Origin of the sequence: Microbaculum marinisediminis (assembly GCF_025397915.1) — a bacterium.
GTDB lineage: Bacteria > Pseudomonadota > Alphaproteobacteria > Rhizobiales > Tepidamorphaceae > Microbaculum > Microbaculum marinisediminis.
Genome location: NZ_JALIDZ010000004.1, coordinates 171,952 through 190,180 on the forward strand (window position 1 = coordinate 171,952; position 18,229 = coordinate 190,180).

Sequence of the window (18,229 nt, forward strand, 5' to 3'; positions counted from 1 at the left end):
CATCGTCTCCAAATCGTTGCGCCCGGTTCCTATCCGGGCAGGTTGAACACGCGCTTCGGGTGCAACTCGCCGCGGTCCGCCTCGACGAGCGCGACAAGCTGTCCTTGCGTCGTCGCGTAAACCAGACCGCTCAGCACGGGTGCATCCCGCCCGCGCAGCAACACCGCTTGTCCATTCCTGAGGCGGGTTGCGTCCGTCCGGCTGATGGCCAGCGCCGGGATGTCGTCCAGCGCGGTCTCGACCGGTCGTAGGAAATCAGTCAGAGTCTCCCCGCAGGGTTCATCTGAGCCGGGGGCTCTATCGCACAACTCCTGTAATTTATCCAGAGGAATCATGTCCTCCTCGTCGAAGGGTCCGACGGCGAGGCGGCGCAGCGCGACGATGTGGCCGCGGCTGCCGAGCATGCGGCCGAGATCGCGGGCGATCGCCCGCACATAGGTGCCCTTGCCGCATTCGCATTCGAATTCGGTCTCGTCGTTGGCCGTCGGGCCGACGCGATCCAGCCGGAGGATCTCGACCTGGCGCGCCTTCAACTCGACCGCCTCGCCCTCGCGGGCGAGGTCATAGGCGCGCTCACCGGCGACCTTGATCGCGGAGTAGCGCGGAGGGACCTGCTCGATTATCCCGACAAAACCCGGCAAAGCCGCATCGATCTCGGCATCCGACGGCCGGACATCCGAGGTTTCGATAGCTTTTCCTTCAGAATCGTCGGTATCGGTCTCCACGCCCCACCGCACGGTGAACCGGTAGACCTTCAGCCCGTCGACGACGTAGGGCACGGTCTTGGTCGCCTCGCCGAAGGCAACCGGAAGGCAACCGGACGCGAGCGGATCGAGGGTGCCGGCGTGGCCGGCCTTGCGGGTGCCGAACAGACGTTTCAGCCGCGATACGGCCTGGGTCGACGTCAAGCCGACCGGCTTATCGAGGATCAGCCAGCCGTGGACGTTGGATTCGCGCCTGCGCCGTCCCATCAGACGATCGCCCCCATCAGTCGGCATCCTCGTCGTCGGGCCTTTCGAGATCGCGCGCGACCTCGGGGCTGCGCAGCAGCTGGTCGATGCGGTCGCCTTCCTCGAAGCTGCGGTCGATCTCGAAGCGCAGGTCGGGCATGTATTTCAGCGTCACCTTGCGGGCGAGTTCGCCGCGCAGGAATTTCTTGTTGCGCTCCAGCGCCTTGACGACTTCGTCGACATGCTGGCCGCCGAGCGGCATGACGTAGCAGATCGCATGGCGCAGATCGGGCGTCACCCGCACTTCCGGCACGGTGACGACGGCTGTCTCCAGCAGCGGGTCGGAGATGTCGCCGCGTTGGAGGACCTGCGCCAGCGCATGGCGCAGCATCTCGCCGACGCGCAGTTGGCGCTGGCTCGGTCCGTGACCGGCGGCGTGAGATTGGCGGCGGCTCATCGGCGCCCCTCCGCGTCCGGCGAAAAGACTATCGCAACGCGCCGACGCAACGGCGCGGGAGCCGGGCGGAAGGCCCGGCGACTGCCTGATGTCATCACGTAATCCTCGACGGTTCGGCGCGGGCTTGGACCGCGCCGGACTCATCTAGCGTTCGATCACAGCGTGCGCTGGATCTCTTCGACGTTGTAGCACTCGATGACGTCGCCCTGACGCATGTCCTGGTAGTTCTCGAAGGCCATGCCGCATTCCTGACCGGCCCTGACCTCGCGGACCTCGTCCTTGAAGCGCTTGAGCGTCGACAGCTTGCCCTCGTGGATGACGACATCGTCGCGGATCAGGCGGACGCTGGCACCACGCTGCACGACACCGTCGGTGACGCGGCAGCCGGCGACCTTGCCGACCTTGGAGATGTTGAACACCTCGAGGATCTCCGCGTTGCCGAGCATCTCCTCGCGCAGGGTCGGCGACAGCAGACCCGACATCGCCGCCTTCACGTCGTCCACCAGGTGGTAGATGACGTTGTAGTAACGGATCTCGACCCCGTCGCGCTCGGCCGCCTCGCGGGCCTGCCGGTTGGCACGGACGTTGAAGGCGAGAATGACCGCGTTGGAGGCGGCCGCCAGCGTCACGTCGGATTCGGTGATGCCGCCGACACCGGACGACAGAACCCGGGCGCCGACTTCGTCGGTGCCGAGCTTGTCGAGGGCGGCGACGATCGCTTCCGAGGACCCCTGCACGTCGGCCTTGAGCACCAGCGGGAACTCGGCGCGGCCCTGCTCCTTGAGCTGGGACATCATCTGTTCCAGCGAGGTTTTGGCACCGCCGCCGCGCGCCTGCAGGCGCTCGCGCTTCTTGCGCTGGCGATAATCACTGATCTCGCGGGCACGCGCGTCCGAGTCGACGACGGCGAAGCGATCGCCGGCTTCCGGCGTGCCGTCGAGACCGAGCACCTCGACCGGCGTCGCGGGGCCGGCGGACTGGATGCTGCGGCCGTGGTCGTCGACCAGGGCGCGCACCTTGCCGGGTTCGGCGCCGCACACGAGAATATCGCCGACATTCAGGGTGCCACGCTGGACCAGCACGGTCGCGACCGGGCCGCGGCCCTTGTCGAGCTTCGCCTCGATGACGATGCCCTCGGCGGGACGGTCCGGATTGGCCGTGAGCTCCAGAACCTCGGCCTGAAGCTGGATCGCCTCGAGCAGCTTCTCGAGGTTCAGGTGCTTGAGTGCCGAAACCTCGACCTCGAGCGTGTCGCCGCCCATCGATTCGACGACGATGTCCTGGCGCAGGAGATCGTTGCGCACACGGCTCGGGTCGGCTTCCGGCTTGTCGATCTTGTTGATCGCCACGATGATCGGCACTTCCGCCGCGCGGGCGTGATTGATCGCCTCGACCGTCTGCGGCATGACGCCGTCATCGGCGGCGACGACCAGCACGACGAGGTCGGTGACCTTGGCGCCGCGGGCACGCATCGAGGTGAAGGCCTCGTGGCCCGGCGTGTCGATGAAGGTGATGACCTGGCCGTCGGGCGCCTTGGCCTGATAGGCGCCGATATGCTGCGTGATGCCGCCGGCCTCGCCGGAGACCACGTTGGCCTCGCGGATCGCGTCGAGCAGCGAGGTCTTGCCGTGGTCGACGTGGCCCATGATGGTGACCACCGGCGGACGCGGCTTCAGGTCGGCGGGATCGTCGTCCGCGCCGTACAGGCCTTCCTCGACATCGGCTTCGGAGACGCGCTTGACCGTGTGGCCCATCTCGGTGGCGATGATTTCGGCGGTATCGGCGTCGATGACGTCGTTGATCTTGAGCATCTGGCCCTGCTGCATGAGCAGCTTGATCACGTCGACGGCGCGCTCGGCCATGCGATTGGCGAGCTCCTGGATGGTGATCGTCTCGGGCAGGACCACCTCGCGCGCGATCTTCTCGCCGAGCTCGCGCGGCCCGGCGGCACGCTTCTCGCGCTCGCGGCGGCGGCGCATCGCGGCCATGGAGCGGCTGCGCTCGTTCTCGTCGAGGGCGTTCGAAATGGTGAGACGGCCACGCCGACGTTCCTCGCCGCGGCGTACCGGCTTCTGCTCGGCCACCTTGCGCTTGGCCTTGGCGGCCTCGGCGGCCTCCTCGGCAGCTCGGGCTTCGCGCGTGGGCGCGGCCGACGCCGCCGCAGGCGCCGCCGACGCGGGTGCCGCCGCGGGCGCGGCAGCAGCTTCCGGCGCGCGCTTCGCTTCTTCCTGCTCGGCCTGCTCGCGCGCGGCTTCCTCGGCTTTGCGCCGCTCGTCTTCCTCGAGCTGGCGCTTCTCCGCTTCCTCGCGTTCCTTCTTCAGACGCTCCTCTTCGACGGCACGGCGCTTGGCTTCGCTCTCGGCGACGCGGCGCTCCTCCTCCTCGCGCACCTTCGCCTCGGCGAGCGCAAGGGCGCGGGCGTCCTTCTCCTCATTGGTCAGCGTGCGCAGCACGACACCGCCGCGCGCAGCCTCGGCCGGCGCAGGCTTCGGTGCGGGCGCCCTCTCGGGCTTCGGCTTGGGCGCTTCCTGAACCGGTGCGGGTTCGGGAGCCTGCGCTTCCGCCTCGCCGCCAACGATGGTGCGGCGCTTCTTCTTCTCGACAAGAACCGGCTTCGATCGGCCACGCGGAAAGTTCTGCCTGACCGTGCCCGACTCGACCGTGCGGCGCAGGCTGAGCGTCTTGCGCCCGCCAAGCGTCAGCGTCTTGTCGTCCGGCTGCTTCGTGTCGCTCATTCGGTCCTTCCTGCGAATTCGTCCGGTGACAGGTCCGCCGCCCCTTCGACTTCGCCAAAATAGCGGTCTACAAGGCGGCAACGCGCGATCACCGCGCCACTGGCGCCGCCCTTCTCAAGGGCAGCATGTATCACATTCCCACGGCCTAAGGCCAAACTCATTTCCGCCGAGGTGAATGCCCGGCATCGATAGGGCGCCTCAGCACCGGCCCTGGCCCCCGCGTACGCCGCCTGGTCGAGCTTGCGCACGCCGTCTGCGGCGGCGTCGGAGGCGTGCAGCACGAGTGCCGCGCGGCCGCCCCGCAGCATCGCGTCGACTTCGGCGAACCCGACCGCCAGCCGACCAGCCTTTCGCTCAAGGCCCAACCGGCCGAGCGCCAGGTCCTTCGCCTGCTTCCCGACGCTATCCGCGAGGTCGTCGGTCGTCCGCGACTCCGCCCGGAACGCCCGGGAAAACAGCTTCTTGCGCGCGGCCTCGGCAACCGCCCCACGATCCGCCGTCACCCATACGCCGCGGCCGGGAAGCCTGCGACGCAGATCGGGAACGACCGACCCATCCGGCCCGCGCGCGAACCGTATCAGATCATCGACCGGCAGCGACCGACGCGTGACGATACAACGGCGCTGCGGCGCCCGGTCCCGCGGGCCCGCGTCGGTGGCATCGGCGGCGACGTCGTCGACCGCCGTGTCCGCTTCGCGCGCATCAAGCCGATTCGCCAGTGTTATCCTCCTCGGCCGCCACCTCGGCGCCCTCCTCGGCCGGCTCTTCCTGCATCGCTGCAAGATCGGCCTCGGAGACCCAGCCCGCCTTGAGACGGGCGGCCATGATCATCGCCTCGGCTTCCTCGCGCGACAGGTCGAAACCATCAAGGAAACCGGCGAAGCGCTTGCTCTCGCCGTCGACGCGCTCGAACCAGCCGGTAAGGTCGTCGGTGGCGCAGCCGGCCAGATCGTCGACCGTCTTGACGTCGTTCTCGCCGAGCGAAACCAGCATCGCGGTCGACACGCCCGGCACCTCGGCCAGCGCATCCTCGACGCCGAGCTCGCGGCGCTTGGCCGTCAGCTCTTCCTCGAGACGCTGCAGATATTCCTTGGCGCGAAGCTGGATTTCCTCGGCCGTCTCCTCGTCGAAGCCCTCGATGCCGGCGACTTCGTCGATCGGCACGTAGGCGACTTCGTCGACGCTGGAGAAGCCCTCCGAAACCAGGAGCTGGGCGACGACCTCGTCGACGTCGAGCGCGTCCATGAACATTTCGGTACGCTCGGCGAACTCCTTCTGCCGGCGCTCCGACTCCTCCTGCTCGGTCAGGATGTCGATATCCCAGCCGGTGAGCTGCGAGGCGAGGCGGACGTTCTGGCCGCGACGGCCGATGGCCAGCGAAAGCTGGTCGTCGGGCACCACCACCTCGATGCGCTCGGCGTCCTCGTCGAGCACCACCTTGACCACCTCGGCGGGCTGCAATGCGTTGACGATGAAGCTCGCGGCGTCCGGCGACCACGGAATGATATCGATCTTCTCGCCCTGCAACTCGTTGACGACGGCCTGGACACGGCTGCCGCGCATGCCGACGCAGGCGCCGACCGGATCGATCGAGGAGTCGTTCGAGATCACGGCGATCTTGGCGCGCGATCCGGGATCGCGGGCGACCGATTTGATCTCGATGATGCCGTCGTAGATTTCCGGCACTTCCTGACCGAACAGCTTCGCCATGAACTGCGGATGGGTGCGCGACAGGAAGATCTGCGGCCCGCGCTGCTCCGAACGCACGTCGTAGACATAGGCGCGGACGCGGTCACCGGGGCGGTAGGTCTCGCGCGGGATCAGCTCGTCGCGGCGGATGATCGCCTCGGCGCGACCGAGGTCGACGATGACGTTGCCATATTCCACGCGCTTGACGACGCCGTTGACGACATCGCCGATGCGATCCTTGTACTCGTCGTACTGACGCTCGCGCTCGGCCTCGCGCACCTTCTGCACGATGACCTGCTTGGCCGACTGGGCGGCGATGCGTCCGAAGTCGAGCGGCGGAAGCGGCTCGGACATGAAGTCGCCGACCTGGGCGGCCGGATTGCGCTCGCGCGCGTCCTCGACCGAGATCTCGGCGGAGGGGTTCTCGAGCGTCTCGACCACCTCACGCAGGCGCGTCAGCCGGATCTCGCCGGTCTTCGGGTTGATCTCGGCCTTGATGTTGGTCTCGCTGCCGTAGCGCGAGCGGGCTGCTTTCTGGATCGCGTCTTCCATCGCCGAAATGACGATCTGGCGATCGATCACCTTTTCGCGCGCCACCGCGTCCGCGATCTGCAGAAGCTCGAGCCTGTTGGCACTAACAGCCGTCGCCATTTGGTTCTCCGTTGCTATTGCTCGGCGCTGTCGCGCCGGCGCGCCTTTTCGCCCTTCAGGGCCTCGGCAATCAATGAATCCGTCAGCACCAGCCGCGCCTCGGCGATATCGTCGATCGGGATCGCCACGAGCGCCGGACCGGTCTCGTCCTTGCCCTTCTCGAGAAGCTCTACCTGGATAGCGCCGTCGTCGATACCGACGAGGCGGCCACGGAACCGCTTGCGGCCGTCGACGGCAACGGCGAGCTCGATTTTGGCCTCGTGCCCCTTCCAGCGCTCGAAGTCGCGCCGGCGCACCAGCGGCCTGTCGATTCCGGGCGAGGAGACCTCCAGGTGGTAGGCCCGGTCGACCGGGTCCTCGACATCCAGCACCGGCGACAGGGCGCGCGAGAAATCGGCGCAGTCGTCGACCGTCATCTCGCCATCGGGGCGCTCGGCCATCACCTGCACGGTGCAGCCGTCCCGTCCGCTGACCTTGACGCGCACCAGATCGAAGCCGAGATCGGCGGCGACCGGTTCGGCGATCGCGGCAACCCGCGCGGCAAGGCCGGTCTCGCGCACGATGCGCGGATCTTCCCCGACCTCCGGCCCGTTTCCGGGCGCCTCGGTATCGTTCGCCGGATTCGCCTGCATGGACGCTCTGTCAAAGCCCTCGACTACGAGGCCGGTAGCACCTAAAGGAGCGGGCCCCCGAAGGACCCACTCTCAATCCGTCACCGACATCATGAGATTGGAATTACCCAAGTAAATATACGTGTGGCGGCATCTGCGCAAGGGTTACGCGGCGAATCATCCTTGCTGCGGCCTTCGGATCAGACCCGGCGGAATGTCAGATAGCACGGGAATCGGCCGGCCTTGACGGCCTTTTCCTCGTAGCGAGTCCCCGGCCAGGGCTGCCAGGGATTGCGCCAGTCGTCGCCGCGTTCGGCGGTCCACACGAAATCGTCGCGCTTCGCCAGCAGCCGCAGGGACCGGTCGGCGTAGTCGTCGATATCGGTGGCGAACCGCAGCTCGGCGCCGCACTTCATCACGCGGGCCAGCGCATCGAGGTTCCCGCCCGACAGGAAGCGGCGCTTGCGGTGGCGGCGCTTCGGCCAGGGATCGGGGTAGAGCAGCCAGACGCAATCGAGCGAACCGGCCGGCAGCCAGTCGATCACCTGACGGGCATCGTCGTCGTGGACGCGGATGTTGTCGAGGCCGCGCTCCTCGATCTCGACGAGCAGCTTGGCAACGCCGTTGACGAAGGGCTCGCAGCCGATGAAGCCGACGTCGCGGTTCTCGTCGGCACGGAAGCCCAGATGCTCGCCGCCGCCGAAGCCGATCTCCAGATGGACGGCCTCGACGGGCGCGGGAAACAGCGCGCGCGGGTCGGCCGGGCAGGGCCCGTCGAGCGGCAGCGCCAGGCGCGGCAGCAGCGTCTCGAGCAGTCCCGCCTGGCGGGGCCGCAGCTTGTGTCCCTTATGCCGGCCGTAAAGCAGCCGGCGTGCGCGATCTTCAGGCAAATGCGCTCTTGAGCTCGTCGGCGAGATCGACCTTCTCCCAGGAGAACCCGCCATCGGGCTCGGGCTCGCGGCCGAAATGGCCGTAGGCGGCGGTGCGCGCGTAGATCGGCCGGTCGAGCCTGAGGTGTTCGCGAATGCCGCGCGGCGACAGATCCATGACCTCGGAGAGCACCGTCTCGAGCCTGGCCTCGTCCACCTGGCCGGTGCCATGCAGATCGACATAAAGCGACAGCGGCTTGGAAACGCCGATCGCATAGGAGACCTGGATGGTGCACCGGTCGGCGAGACCGGCGGCCACCACGTTCTTGGCGAGATAGCGGCAGGCATAGGCGGCGGAGCGGTCGACCTTGGTCGGGTCCTTGCCGGAGAAGGCGCCGCCGCCGTGCGGGGCCGCGCCGCCATAGGTGTCGACGATGATCTTGCGTCCGGTCAGACCGCAGTCGCCGTCGGGACCGCCGATGACGAACCGGCCGGTCGGATTGACGTAGAATTCCGCCTCCGGGCACATCCAGCCGTCGGGCAGGACGTCGAGCACGAAAGGACGGACGATCTCGCGGACCGCCTCGGTGGACAGCGATTCGCCATGCTGGGTCGACACGACGATCGACGTGGCGCCGACGGGTTTGCCGCCGGCGTAGCGCAGCGTGACCTGGCTCTTGGCGTCGGGCTCCAGACCGGGCTGGGCGCCGGAATGGCGGGCGTCCGCCATCGCCTTCAGAATGTTGTGAGCGTAGTAGATCGGCGCGGGCATGAGCGCGGGGGTCTCGCGGCAGGCATAGCCGAACATGATGCCCTGATCGCCGGCTCCCTCGTCCTTGTTGCCGGCGGCATCGACGCCCTGGGCGATGTCGGAGGACTGCGAGTGGACATAGACCTCGACGGCGGCGTCGCGCCAGTGGAAACCGTTCTGCTCGTAGCCGATCTGCTTGACCGCCTCGCGGGCGATCTCCTCGAGATGGCTGTGGGTAATGGTGTCGGGACCGCGGACCTCGCCGGCGAGCACGATGCGGTTCGTGGTGACCATGGTCTCGACGGCGACGCGCGCGTCCGGCTGGGCGCCTAGATAGGCGTCCACGACGGCGTCCGAGATCCGGTCACAGACCTTGTCGGGATGGCCTTCGGATACGGATTCGCTCGTGAAAAGATAGTCGCTGCGCGCCACGGCCTGCCGGCTCCCTGTTATCGATACGGGACACACTCCGGGGAACGGTCCGCCCCCCGGCGACCGGTTTGTGACAGCCCGCCCCGATCCCGTCAAGCAAGACGGGGGAGCAGCGAGGAACGCCTAGTCGGTGTCGGTCGAAATCGCCTGAACCAGCTCGACGACCTTGCGACGCACCCGCGGATCGGAGATCCGCAGGAAGGCCTTGTTGAGCTGCAGCCCTTCGGCGGAGGAGATGAAGTCCACCACATAGCGCTCGGACTGGGTTTCCGAAAAGCCCTGATCCTCGGGGTTCTGGCCGGGGATGTCCTCGAAGAAGAACGAGACCGGCACACCGAGAACCTGCGCGATCCGATACAGCCGGCTGGAGCCGATGCGGTTGGTCCCCTTTTCGTATTTCTGGACCTGCTGGAAGGTGATGCCGAGCTGCTCGCCCAGCTTCTCCTGGCTCATGCCGATCAGGACGCGACGCAGGCGGACGCGGCTGCCGACATGGACGTCGATAGGGTTGGGTGCCTTACGATTCATCAGATCTTGTCTTTAGGACGGACGCGTTTGCCGCGCCGTCTGGTTTGGATCAAGACGCCGCCTTCGTTGGGTGGCGCCGGTTGCAAGTGCCACAGTCGGCGCACATTGCGCCAAGGGTGAACCGAGGTCAAATGACCGACCATCCAGCCTGCGGCAACAACGACCTTATAACGGATTCCCAGTCATTGTTAGCCGGTTTTGCGGCGCAGCACACCTAATGTGAACAACCCGATCAGGCCGAGTAGAATCCAGTTCCCGTAGGTAAGGAACGGCGTCGGCGGCAACGCCTCGGGCAATTTCGAATCGATGACGCCACGTACGTTCAGGCCCAGCCGCTTGACGAACCGGCCATACGGATCGATGACGGCGGAGATGCCCGTGTTCGCCGCCCGGACCACCGGCAAGCCTTCCTCGACGGCGCGTACCCGCGCCTGACGCAGATGCTGCCAGGGACCGGGGCTGTCGCCGAACCAGGCGTCGTTGGTCACGTTCAGAATCCATCCGGGGCGCTCGTCCATGGAAACGAACGCACGGGGGAAAATGATCTCGTAGCAGACGAGCGGCAGGAACGACGGCGCACCGGGAACCGACAGGAGCTTCGGCCCGGGACCGGCCGAAAATCCGCCGACGACCTGCGTCAGCTGCCGGAAGCCGTAGGACTCGAGGAGGGCCTGAAACGGCAGGAACTCTCCGAAGGGCACAAGCCAGGCCTTGTCGTAGACGTCGGTGATCTCGCCGGCATCGTCGATGGTCATGACGGCGTTGTAGATCCGGTAGCCTTCGGGCCGGGAGGCGTCGCGGACGAGGCGCTGCATGCCGGTGACGAGCGTCGTGCCCGGCGGCAGCAGGGCGGCGATCGCCGGCAGGGCCGCCGGCTCGGAATCGAAGACGAAAGGCAGCGCGGATTCCGGCCAGATCAGAAGATCGGCGCTCGATACCCCGACCGCCTCCGGAGAGGCCGCCATGTCGCTCAGAGCGAGATAGTCGGTGAAGATGTTGTTGCGGTTCTCGGGCTTCCACTTGTCGGCCTGGCGGATCGCCGGCTGCACGATCCGCAATTCAAGGTCCGGAACCATCGCGGTGCCGGCCTGTGCCAGACGCAGGGCCCCGAAGCCGGCCAGCCCGCCGAGCACGGCGAGGCCGAGCACCGGCATGGCGATGCGGGCCGTGCGCGAACCGGCGCCGGACAGGGCGGCGGGGCTCGCGAAGACGAAGGCGGCAAGGGCGGTCAGTCCATAGGCGCCGAAGACGGCGGCGGCCTGCATCATCATCGGCGTGACCGTCAGGGCATAGCCGAAGGTGTTCCAGGGAAAGCCGGAGAGTATGTGACCGCGGGCGAACTCGGCGAGCGTCACGCCGAGCGCCAGCGCGAAGACGCGGCGGGGGCCGGCGCTCCAGAAGAGGCGGGCGACGAGGGTGGCGGCGGCGGCGAACAGCGCGAGGCCGGCGGGAAGCGCGGCGACGGCGAACGGCAGCATCCAGCCGAACACGTCGGCGTCGACGAGGAAGGCGTAGCCGACCCACCACAGACCGGCGAGGAAATAGCCGAAGCCGAAACACCAGCCGATCAGCGCGGCGGCAGCCAGCCCCCGGATCCGGCCACGGCCCAGGGTCCCGTCGATCAGCCAGACGAGAACGGGGAACGTGACGAACAATACCGGGAAGGCGTCGAAAGGCGGCATCGCCAGGGCGGAGGCGGCGCCGGCGACGAAGGCGAGCAGCAGGCGGCGCCATCCCCACAGCACGACGACGCGGCTGGCGATTGCATCGAGCATGGTGGATCGCGCCTCCGCTAGTGGTCAGGCGGCATCCGAACGATCGCCGTCCGGACGCCCGGCGTCGGTGCGCTCCTTGTCGGTCCGTTCGCGCCGGGTGCTTCGGACCGTCCCCGCGGCTCGCCTGTGTATGCGCACGCGCTTGATGCGGCGGGGATCGGCATCGAGGATCTCGAACTCGTAGCCGCCGGGGAAACTGACCAGCTCGCCACGAACGGGGACATGACCCGCCCGATCGAAGACCAGACCGCCGAGCGTGTCGATGTCCTCGACCAGATCGCCGATCTCGATCTCCTCGCCGAGCAATTTGCTGACCTCCTCGATCGGCGCGCGCGCATCGGCGATGAAGCCGCCGTCGTCGGTGGGCACGATCATCGGCGCCGTCTCCTCGTCGTGCTCGTCCTCGATCTCGCCGACGATTTCCTCGACCAGATCCTCGATCGAGACGAGACCGTCGGTGCCGCCGTATTCATCGACGACAATGGCCATGTGGATGCGAGTCGCCTGCATCTTCACCAGCAGATCGACGGCGGGCATCGAGGGCGGAACGTAGAGCACCTGGCGGACGAGCTCGGCCTCGGCCAGCGACGTCTTGAGCGGAATGCGGCTCATGTCCAGATCGCCGGACTTCCCGGCCTCGTCCGCGGAGGCACCGTCCTGCGACAGCAGCGCCCGTTCCGTCATCCAGCCGAGCAGATCCTTAATGTGAATCATGCCGCACGGCTCGTCGAGGGTCTCCTTGTAGACCGGCAGGCGCGAATGGCCGGCGTCCCGGAATTCCCTGATGAGCTCGGCGATCGGGACATCGGTCTCAACCGCGTCGATGTCGGCGCGCGGCACCATCACGTCGTCGACGCGCAGATCCCGCAGCCCGAGCACATTGCGCAGCATCGACCGTTCCTTGGCGGAGAACGGGTCGGTGGCGACGCCATCGGCTTCGTCGAGCGCGCCGGCGAGGCTTTCGCGCAGCGACGACGAGGTCTGGCGATGGCCGAACAGATGTTTCAGCTTCCGGATAAGGGTTTCGCCGCCGGAGTGGCTACTACTGGCGGGTTCTTCGGGGCTGGGAGTCGGTTCGTCAGGCATCGGAGGGTTCAACGGGGTTCGCTGTCGGCGATAGCGGGTTCGGCATAAGGATCGTCGATACCGAGGTCGGCGAGGATCGCCGTCTCGAGGCATTCCATGCACTCGGCGTCATCGTCTGATTCGTGATCATAGCCCATTAGGTGCAGAATGCCGTGAATCACCAGATGGGCAAAGTGATCGCCGACCGGCTTGCCATCGGCGTCCGCCTCGCGGCGCAGCGTCTCGATCGCCAGGATCACGTCGCCGATATGGGTGTCGGCGCCGCCGGTTTCACCGGAGGGAAACGACAGAACGTTCGTCGGCTTGTCCTTGCCGCGAAAGCGCCGGTTCAGATCGCGAACCATCGCATCGTCGGCAAGCGCCAGCGCGACGGTTCCTTCGGCGTCGCCGACCCTGGCGGTCAGCGCCTTGACGACGGCATCGATCCGTTCGGCGACGCCGACATCGCTCCAGTTGCCGGCTTCTTCGGCGATCTCGATTCGCAGGTCGGCCGGCAATCCGGGTCGGGAGGCTGGATCAGGCACCATCGCCATCATGTCCGCGTGACGCCGGCCGGGCATCCTCGGCAGCCGCCGGCTTGGCCTCGGCCGCCTCGTAGGCGCGGACAATCCGCGCCACCAGCGGATTGCGCACCACATCGGCCTCGCCGAAGGCGATCTGACCGATGCCGTCGACGCCCTTGAGCAAAGACGTCGCCTCGGACAGTCCGGAGCGCTGCCCGGGCGGCAGATCGACCTGGCTGGGATCGCCGGTGACGATCATCTTCGAGCCGTCGCCGAGACGGGTCAGGAACATCTTCATCTGCATCGGCGTGCAGTTCTGCGCCTCGTCGAGGATGACGGCGGCGTGCGAGAGGGTGCGGCCGCGCATGAAGGCGAGCGGGGCGATCTCGATGACGCCGGTCTGCATGCCCTTCTCCACCTTTTCCGGCGGCATCAGGTCGTAGAGCGCGTCATAGAGCGGACGCAGATAGGGATCGACCTTCTCGCGCATGTCGCCGGGCAGGAAACCGAGCCGCTCGCCGGCCTCGACCGCCGGCCGCGACAGGATAAGCCGGTCGATCTGGCCGCGCTCGATCATCGAAGCGGCATAGGCGACGGCGAGATAGGTCTTGCCGGTTCCCGCCGGGCCCATGGCGAAGACGAGGTCGTTCTCGGCCAGCGCGCGCAGATAGAGATCCTGACGCGGCGTACGCGCGGTGACCGTGCGCTTGCGCGTGGACACCTGGGCGAGGGCCGAAAGGCCCGGCAGATTGTCCTGGTGATCGGGAAGCGCGGTCGCCACGCGGATCGCGCCGTCGACGTCGCCCAGCGTTATCTGCTGGCCGCGCACCAGACGCTGGTACAGGCTGTCGAGAACCTCGGCCGCGTCGGCGCAGGCCTCCGGGGCGCCACGCAGGGTGACGTGATTGCCGCGCGCGCTCGTCTCGACGCCGAGCCGCTGTTCGATCAGGGCGAGGTTCTGGTCGTACTGGCCGTAGAGGTCGCTGGCGAGCCGGTTGTCCTCGAACGTCATGACCCGTTCGGTGACAGCCGCCGCCGCAGCCGCCGCACGGCGGTCCGAAACGGGACGGCTGACGGGGGTGTCGTTCAAGAAACCGCCTCCATCGCGGCCCGCCCGGAATCCGTCCGACCGGAATCCGTCCCCTCGGACTGCGTTCCGCCGCCGACACGCTCGGCGAACAGGCTGTTCGGCCCCGCCGACGTCACCCGGACCTCGACGATCTGGCCACGCAGGCTTTCCGGCGCATCGACGTTCACCGGCTGCAGATAGGGCGAGCGGCCGACGAGCTGTCCGGGCTTGCGGCCGGGCTTCTCGAAAAGCACCGGGATCGTGCGCCCGACCATCGCGGCATTGAACGCCTTCTGGCCTTGGTCGATCAGGGCCTGCAGCGCGGCAAGGCGCTCCTTCATGACCGGCTCGGGCACCTGATCGTCCATCGCCGCGGCGGGGGTGCCGGGGCGCGGGCTGTATTTGAACGAATAGGCCTGCGCGTAGGCGACCCGGCGCACGAGATCCATCGTGTCCGCGAAGTCGGCGTCGGTCTCGCCGGGGAAACCGACGATGAAATCGCCCGACATGGCAATATCGGGACGGACGGCGCGGATCCGCTCGATCAGGGCGATGTACTCGTCGCGGCGGTGCTTGCGGTTCATCGCCGCGAGAATGCGGTCGGAGCCGGACTGCACGGGCAGGTGCAGGTAGGGCATCAGCTGCGGGATGTCGCGATGGGCGGCAATCAGGTCGTCGTCCATGTCGCGGGGGTGGCTCGTGGTGTAGCGGATGCGCTCGATGCCATCGATACGGCTGAGCGCCTCGATCAGTCCGGCAAGACCGACGGTCCGCAGACCCCCGTCCCGATCCGCGCCGTGATAGGCGTTGACGTTCTGGCCGAGCAGCGTGATCTCGCGCACGCCGGCCCCGGCGAGGTGGCGGGCCTCCTCGAGGATCGCGCCGACGGGGCGCGACACCTCGGCGCCGCGGGTATAGGGCACCACGCAGAAGGTGCAGAACTTGTCGCAGCCTTCCTGGATGGTCAGGAACGCGGTCGGCCCGCCCATGCGCAGTCGCGTCCCGGTGGCGGCGGGCAGGTGGTCGAACTTGTCCTCGACCGGGAATTCCGTCTCGACGACGGCCCTGTCGCGGGCCTGCGCCAGGAGTTCCGGCAGGCGGTGATAGCTCTGCGGGCCGACGACCATATCGACCACCGGGGCGCGGCGGACGATCTCCTCGCCCTCAGCCTGGGCGACGCAGCCGGCGACACCGATCATCGTGTCCTTGCCGGATTGCGCGCGCGCCTCCTTCACCGCGCGAATGCGGCCGATCTCGGAATAGACCTTCTCGGCAGCCTTCTCGCGGATATGGCAGGTGTTGAGGATGACGAGGTCGGCCTCGTCGATGGAATCGGTGGACTCGAAGCCTTCGCCGGCCAGCGCATCGATCATGCGGCCGGAATCATAGACGTTCATCTGGCAACCGAACGTCTTGACGAAGAGCTTCTTTCGGGAAGCCGTCATGGGTTAAGTGGAGCGCCTGTCGGTCAATTCCGCCAATGTTTTCCGCTGTTTGCCGGTCACACCGCGCATCCTGGCACGGTCGTTTCGCGGGGTTCCCGTCTCATATAAGCGGTTTTCGCCCGTTTCCCTAGCCTGTTTCGGCGGCGACGGGAAGCGGGGCCTTTCTTCTCGACGATACGTCGCGGCCGGCCAGCAGGGCCGTCGCCATGCCGCGCACGGTGTGTTCCGCGCGCCCGGCCACCGCCTTGCGCTCGGCCGCGCAGGTGAGCGGGATCGGCTCTCCGAAGGCGACGGTGACGTCGATCGCGCCGGATTTCAGCAGCCGCCACAGGTGCGGGGCAAGCTCGATATCGCCGTGCCAGGCAACCACCGGGCGATGCTGGTGCCCCATCGGCAGGCCGTTCAGGTGGGTATAGGCGACCGCCACCGGCTGCACGTAGATCGCCGGCGTCTCGCCATCGTCGCTGGCCAGCTCGTGCGCCGCGCCCAGCAGCGCCGAACGGAACGGCAGAACACGGTTGCCGTCGCTGGACGTGCCCTCGGCGAACAGCACCATGACGTCGCCGTCGGCGAGGCGGCTGCCGATGGCATTGTTGACATGATGGGTATGGGCGCGGCGGTTGCGGTCGACGAAAACCGTGCGCTGCAGCCTGGCGAGCCAGCCGAACACGGGCCAGCCCGCAACCTCGCTCTTAGCGATGAAGGAAAGCGGCGCGATCGAGCCGAACACGGAGATGTCGAGCCAGGACACGTGGTTGGCGGCGACAAGCAGCGGCCGCTGCTCCGACAGGGCACCCTCCTGGCGGACGCGCACGCCTAGCAGGAAACAGACGAGGCGGTGATAGGCCACCGGCACCCTGCGCGCCGCGCCGGACTTCAGCGCGACCAGCACGAACTGGATCAGCATCAGCGGCGGCGTCACGACCGCGAGCACGAGGAGAATGAAGATGGCGCGCACCGTTCCCATGACAGGACTCAGCTGTCCTTGTCGCTGAGCGGCACGCCGTAAAGCTCGAGCTTGTGGTCGACGAGGCGGAAGCCGTACTTGCGGGCGATCGCCTCCTGCAGGCGCTCGATCTCCTCGTCGCGGAACTCGATCACCTTGCCGGTCTTCAGGTCGATCAGGTGATCGTGGTGCTCGTCGGGCACCTGTTCGTAGCGCGAGCGGCCATCGCCGAAATCGTGGCGGGCCAGGATGCCGGCGTCCTCGAACAGCTTGACGGTTCGATAGACCGTGGAGATCGAGATCCTCGGGTCGATGGCGGAGGCGCGCTTATAGAGTTCCTCCACGTCGGGATGGTCGGCGGACTGCGACAGTACGCGCGCGATGACGCGGCGCTGCTCGGTCATCCGCATGCCGCGCGCCTGGCACTGATCCTCGATGAGATTGGACTCGTCCGCCATATGTCTCGCAATCCCGCCCAATGACATCATCCTAGGTAGCGTGCCGGCCATCGTCCAGCGCCGGGCCCTTGCGCATCGTCAGCGCGTCCTGAGATCCGCCCGGGCGCCGGTAATATCCGCGTCGGCGCCCGATCTCAACGAACCCGGCGGCGCAATACAGCGAAATCGCCGCCGCGTTGTCGGTGGCGACCTCCAGAAACGTGGCTTTCGCGCCGCGCCGGGCCACGTCTTCGAGACCGCTGTCGAGCAGCCGCCGGCCGATGCCGCGGCCGCGCGCGGCTTCGGCGACGATGACCGTCAGCACCTCGGCTTCGTCGGCGACGACCCGCAGCAGAATCGCGCCGATCAGCGCATTTTCGACCGCGCCGAGACCGATGACGAGCGGATCGGCCAGGAATTTGGCCCAATCCGCCTCGTTCCAGGGTTCCGGCATCACCGCGTGCAGACTGGCCGCGGCCGCCGCGTCGGCTGGCTCCAGGCGGCGAATCGAGACGCCGGCCGTCATCGCCGGTCGATCGCGGCGTGCGCCTGCGGCTTGGCGTCGGGGGCACGCAGATACAGCGGCCTGACCGGGCCCTCCGGCGCTCTTTCGCTGGCGATCCGGGCGATTTCGAGGGGATCGGGGGCCGAATCGGTGCCGAGCACCCGCGCCTCCCGTCCCGCCGCCCGCGCCGCGTCCGCGACCATCTCCGCGGCCGAGCCGACTACGGCCATCCCGGCGGCCGTCCCGGCGTCGGCCAGCCCGTCGATTAGGTCGTCCAGGCGTCGGATCTGCGGTCGGCTCGTCGGCTCGCCCTCGGCCGAAAAGGTCTGGGCGTAGATTTCGTCGCGGCGGGCATCCATGGCGACCAGCATCGCCACCGCCTCGCGGCGGCGCGCGGTCGCCGCCAGCGCCTCCAGCGTCGTCACGCCGACGGCGGGCCGGCCGGTGGCAAGCGCGAGCCCGCGCACCGCTGCCACGCCGACGCGGACGCCGGTGAAGGTGCCCGGACCGACCGTCACCGCGAACCGGTCGATGGCGCCGTAGCCGATACCGGCCTCGGCGAGCGCATCGGCGAGCATCGGCATCAGCGCCTCGGCGTGGCCGCGCGGCATCGGCTCGCAGCGCACGACGGCGCGATCGCCCAGAAGGATGGCGACCGAGCAGGCCGACAGCGCCGTATCGACGGCAAGGATGTTCATGGCGTCACGAGCGGGACCGCGGGCGTTCGTTCATTCGACGCGATGCGGTCTAGTCGGCTTTCGGCCCGGAGAAAACCCCGGGCGGGCGCAAA

At 67.7% G+C, this 18,229-nt stretch carries 18 protein-coding genes; all 18 read right to left on the reverse strand.

What is annotated here, in order from left to right; genetic code table 11:
• Nucleotides 1-29: 29 nt before the first annotated feature.
• A complete protein-coding gene (gene truB, locus MUB46_RS09695) occupies nucleotides 30-998 on the reverse strand; it encodes a tRNA pseudouridine(55) synthase TruB (protein ID WP_261615701.1) in 969 nt (322 codons plus the stop codon).
• Nucleotides 988-1,407 carry a 30S ribosome-binding factor RbfA gene (rbfA, locus tag MUB46_RS09700; protein ID WP_261615702.1) on the reverse strand — a complete coding sequence of 140 codons (420 nt, stop codon included), beginning with the start codon at nucleotides 1,405-1,407 and terminating at the stop codon, nucleotides 988-990. The genes truB and rbfA overlap by 11 nt, the downstream gene beginning before the upstream one ends.
• Before the next feature lie 155 nt (nucleotides 1,408-1,562).
• Nucleotides 1,563-4,142 carry a translation initiation factor IF-2 gene (gene infB / locus MUB46_RS09705; protein WP_261615703.1) on the reverse strand — a complete coding sequence of 860 codons (2,580 nt, stop codon included), beginning with the start codon at nucleotides 4,140-4,142 and terminating at the stop codon, nucleotides 1,563-1,565.
• Nucleotides 4,139-4,924 (reverse strand): RNA-binding protein, encoded by a 786-nt coding sequence (locus MUB46_RS09710; RefSeq protein WP_261615704.1) that lies wholly within the window; start codon nucleotides 4,922-4,924, stop codon nucleotides 4,139-4,141. Before MUB46_RS09710 ends, infB begins: the two co-directional genes overlap by 4 nt.
• Nucleotides 4,845-6,482, reverse strand: a complete 1,638-nt coding sequence (gene nusA, locus MUB46_RS09715; RefSeq protein WP_261615705.1) for a transcription termination factor NusA — start codon at nucleotides 6,480-6,482, stop codon at nucleotides 4,845-4,847. Before nusA ends, MUB46_RS09710 begins: the two co-directional genes overlap by 80 nt.
• 14 nt (nucleotides 6,483-6,496) lie before the next feature.
• Nucleotides 6,497-7,114 (reverse strand): ribosome maturation factor RimP, encoded by a 618-nt coding sequence (rimP, locus tag MUB46_RS09720; protein WP_261615706.1) that lies wholly within the window; start codon nucleotides 7,112-7,114, stop codon nucleotides 6,497-6,499.
• Between the two features lie 179 nt (nucleotides 7,115-7,293).
• Nucleotides 7,294-8,037, reverse strand: a complete 744-nt coding sequence (trmB, locus tag MUB46_RS09725) for a tRNA (guanine(46)-N(7))-methyltransferase TrmB (RefSeq protein WP_425256240.1) — start codon at nucleotides 8,035-8,037, stop codon at nucleotides 7,294-7,296.
• Nucleotides 7,976-9,145, reverse strand: a complete 1,170-nt coding sequence (metK, locus tag MUB46_RS09730) for a methionine adenosyltransferase (protein ID WP_261615708.1) — start codon at nucleotides 9,143-9,145, stop codon at nucleotides 7,976-7,978. The genes trmB and metK overlap by 62 nt, the downstream gene beginning before the upstream one ends.
• A 123-nt stretch (nucleotides 9,146-9,268) precedes the next feature.
• Nucleotides 9,269-9,673 carry a helix-turn-helix domain-containing protein gene (locus tag MUB46_RS09735; protein ID WP_261615709.1) on the reverse strand — a complete coding sequence of 135 codons (405 nt, stop codon included), beginning with the start codon at nucleotides 9,671-9,673 and terminating at the stop codon, nucleotides 9,269-9,271.
• 188 nt (nucleotides 9,674-9,861) lie between these two features.
• Entirely contained in the window at nucleotides 9,862-11,448 is a 1,587-nt protein-coding gene (gene lnt, locus MUB46_RS09740) for an apolipoprotein N-acyltransferase (RefSeq protein WP_261615710.1), read from the reverse strand.
• A gap of 24 nt (nucleotides 11,449-11,472) precedes the next feature.
• Nucleotides 11,473-12,534, reverse strand: coding sequence for a hemolysin family protein (locus MUB46_RS09745; RefSeq protein WP_261615711.1), 1,062 nt, complete (start codon nucleotides 12,532-12,534; stop codon nucleotides 11,473-11,475).
• An 8-nt stretch (nucleotides 12,535-12,542) separates the two neighbouring features.
• Nucleotides 12,543-13,061, reverse strand: a complete 519-nt coding sequence (ybeY, locus tag MUB46_RS09750) for an rRNA maturation RNase YbeY (RefSeq protein ID WP_261615712.1) — start codon at nucleotides 13,059-13,061, stop codon at nucleotides 12,543-12,545.
• Entirely contained in the window at nucleotides 13,051-14,049 is a 999-nt protein-coding gene (locus tag MUB46_RS09755; protein WP_261616047.1) for a PhoH family protein, read from the reverse strand. The genes ybeY and MUB46_RS09755 overlap by 11 nt, the downstream gene beginning before the upstream one ends.
• A 74-nt stretch (nucleotides 14,050-14,123) precedes the next feature.
• On the reverse strand, nucleotides 14,124-15,551 hold the full coding sequence (miaB, locus tag MUB46_RS09760) for a tRNA (N6-isopentenyl adenosine(37)-C2)-methylthiotransferase MiaB (RefSeq protein WP_261615713.1): 1,428 nt from the start codon (nucleotides 15,549-15,551) through the stop codon (nucleotides 14,124-14,126).
• Nucleotides 15,552-15,678: 127 nt separating this feature from the next.
• Nucleotides 15,679-16,518, reverse strand: a complete 840-nt coding sequence (gene olsA, locus MUB46_RS09765) for a lyso-ornithine lipid O-acyltransferase (RefSeq protein ID WP_261615714.1) — start codon at nucleotides 16,516-16,518, stop codon at nucleotides 15,679-15,681.
• Between the two features lie 8 nt (nucleotides 16,519-16,526).
• Nucleotides 16,527-16,955, reverse strand: coding sequence for a Fur family transcriptional regulator (locus tag MUB46_RS09770; protein WP_261615715.1), 429 nt, complete (start codon nucleotides 16,953-16,955; stop codon nucleotides 16,527-16,529).
• A 31-nt stretch (nucleotides 16,956-16,986) separates the two neighbouring features.
• Complete coding sequence (locus MUB46_RS09775; RefSeq protein ID WP_261615716.1) at nucleotides 16,987-17,460, reverse strand: GNAT family N-acetyltransferase; 474 nt, start codon at nucleotides 17,458-17,460, stop codon at nucleotides 16,987-16,989.
• Nucleotides 17,457-18,137 (reverse strand): tRNA (adenosine(37)-N6)-threonylcarbamoyltransferase complex dimerization subunit type 1 TsaB, encoded by a 681-nt coding sequence (gene tsaB / locus MUB46_RS09780; protein WP_261615717.1) that lies wholly within the window; start codon nucleotides 18,135-18,137, stop codon nucleotides 17,457-17,459. Before tsaB ends, MUB46_RS09775 begins: the two co-directional genes overlap by 4 nt.
• Nucleotides 18,138-18,229: the final 92 nt, after the last annotated feature.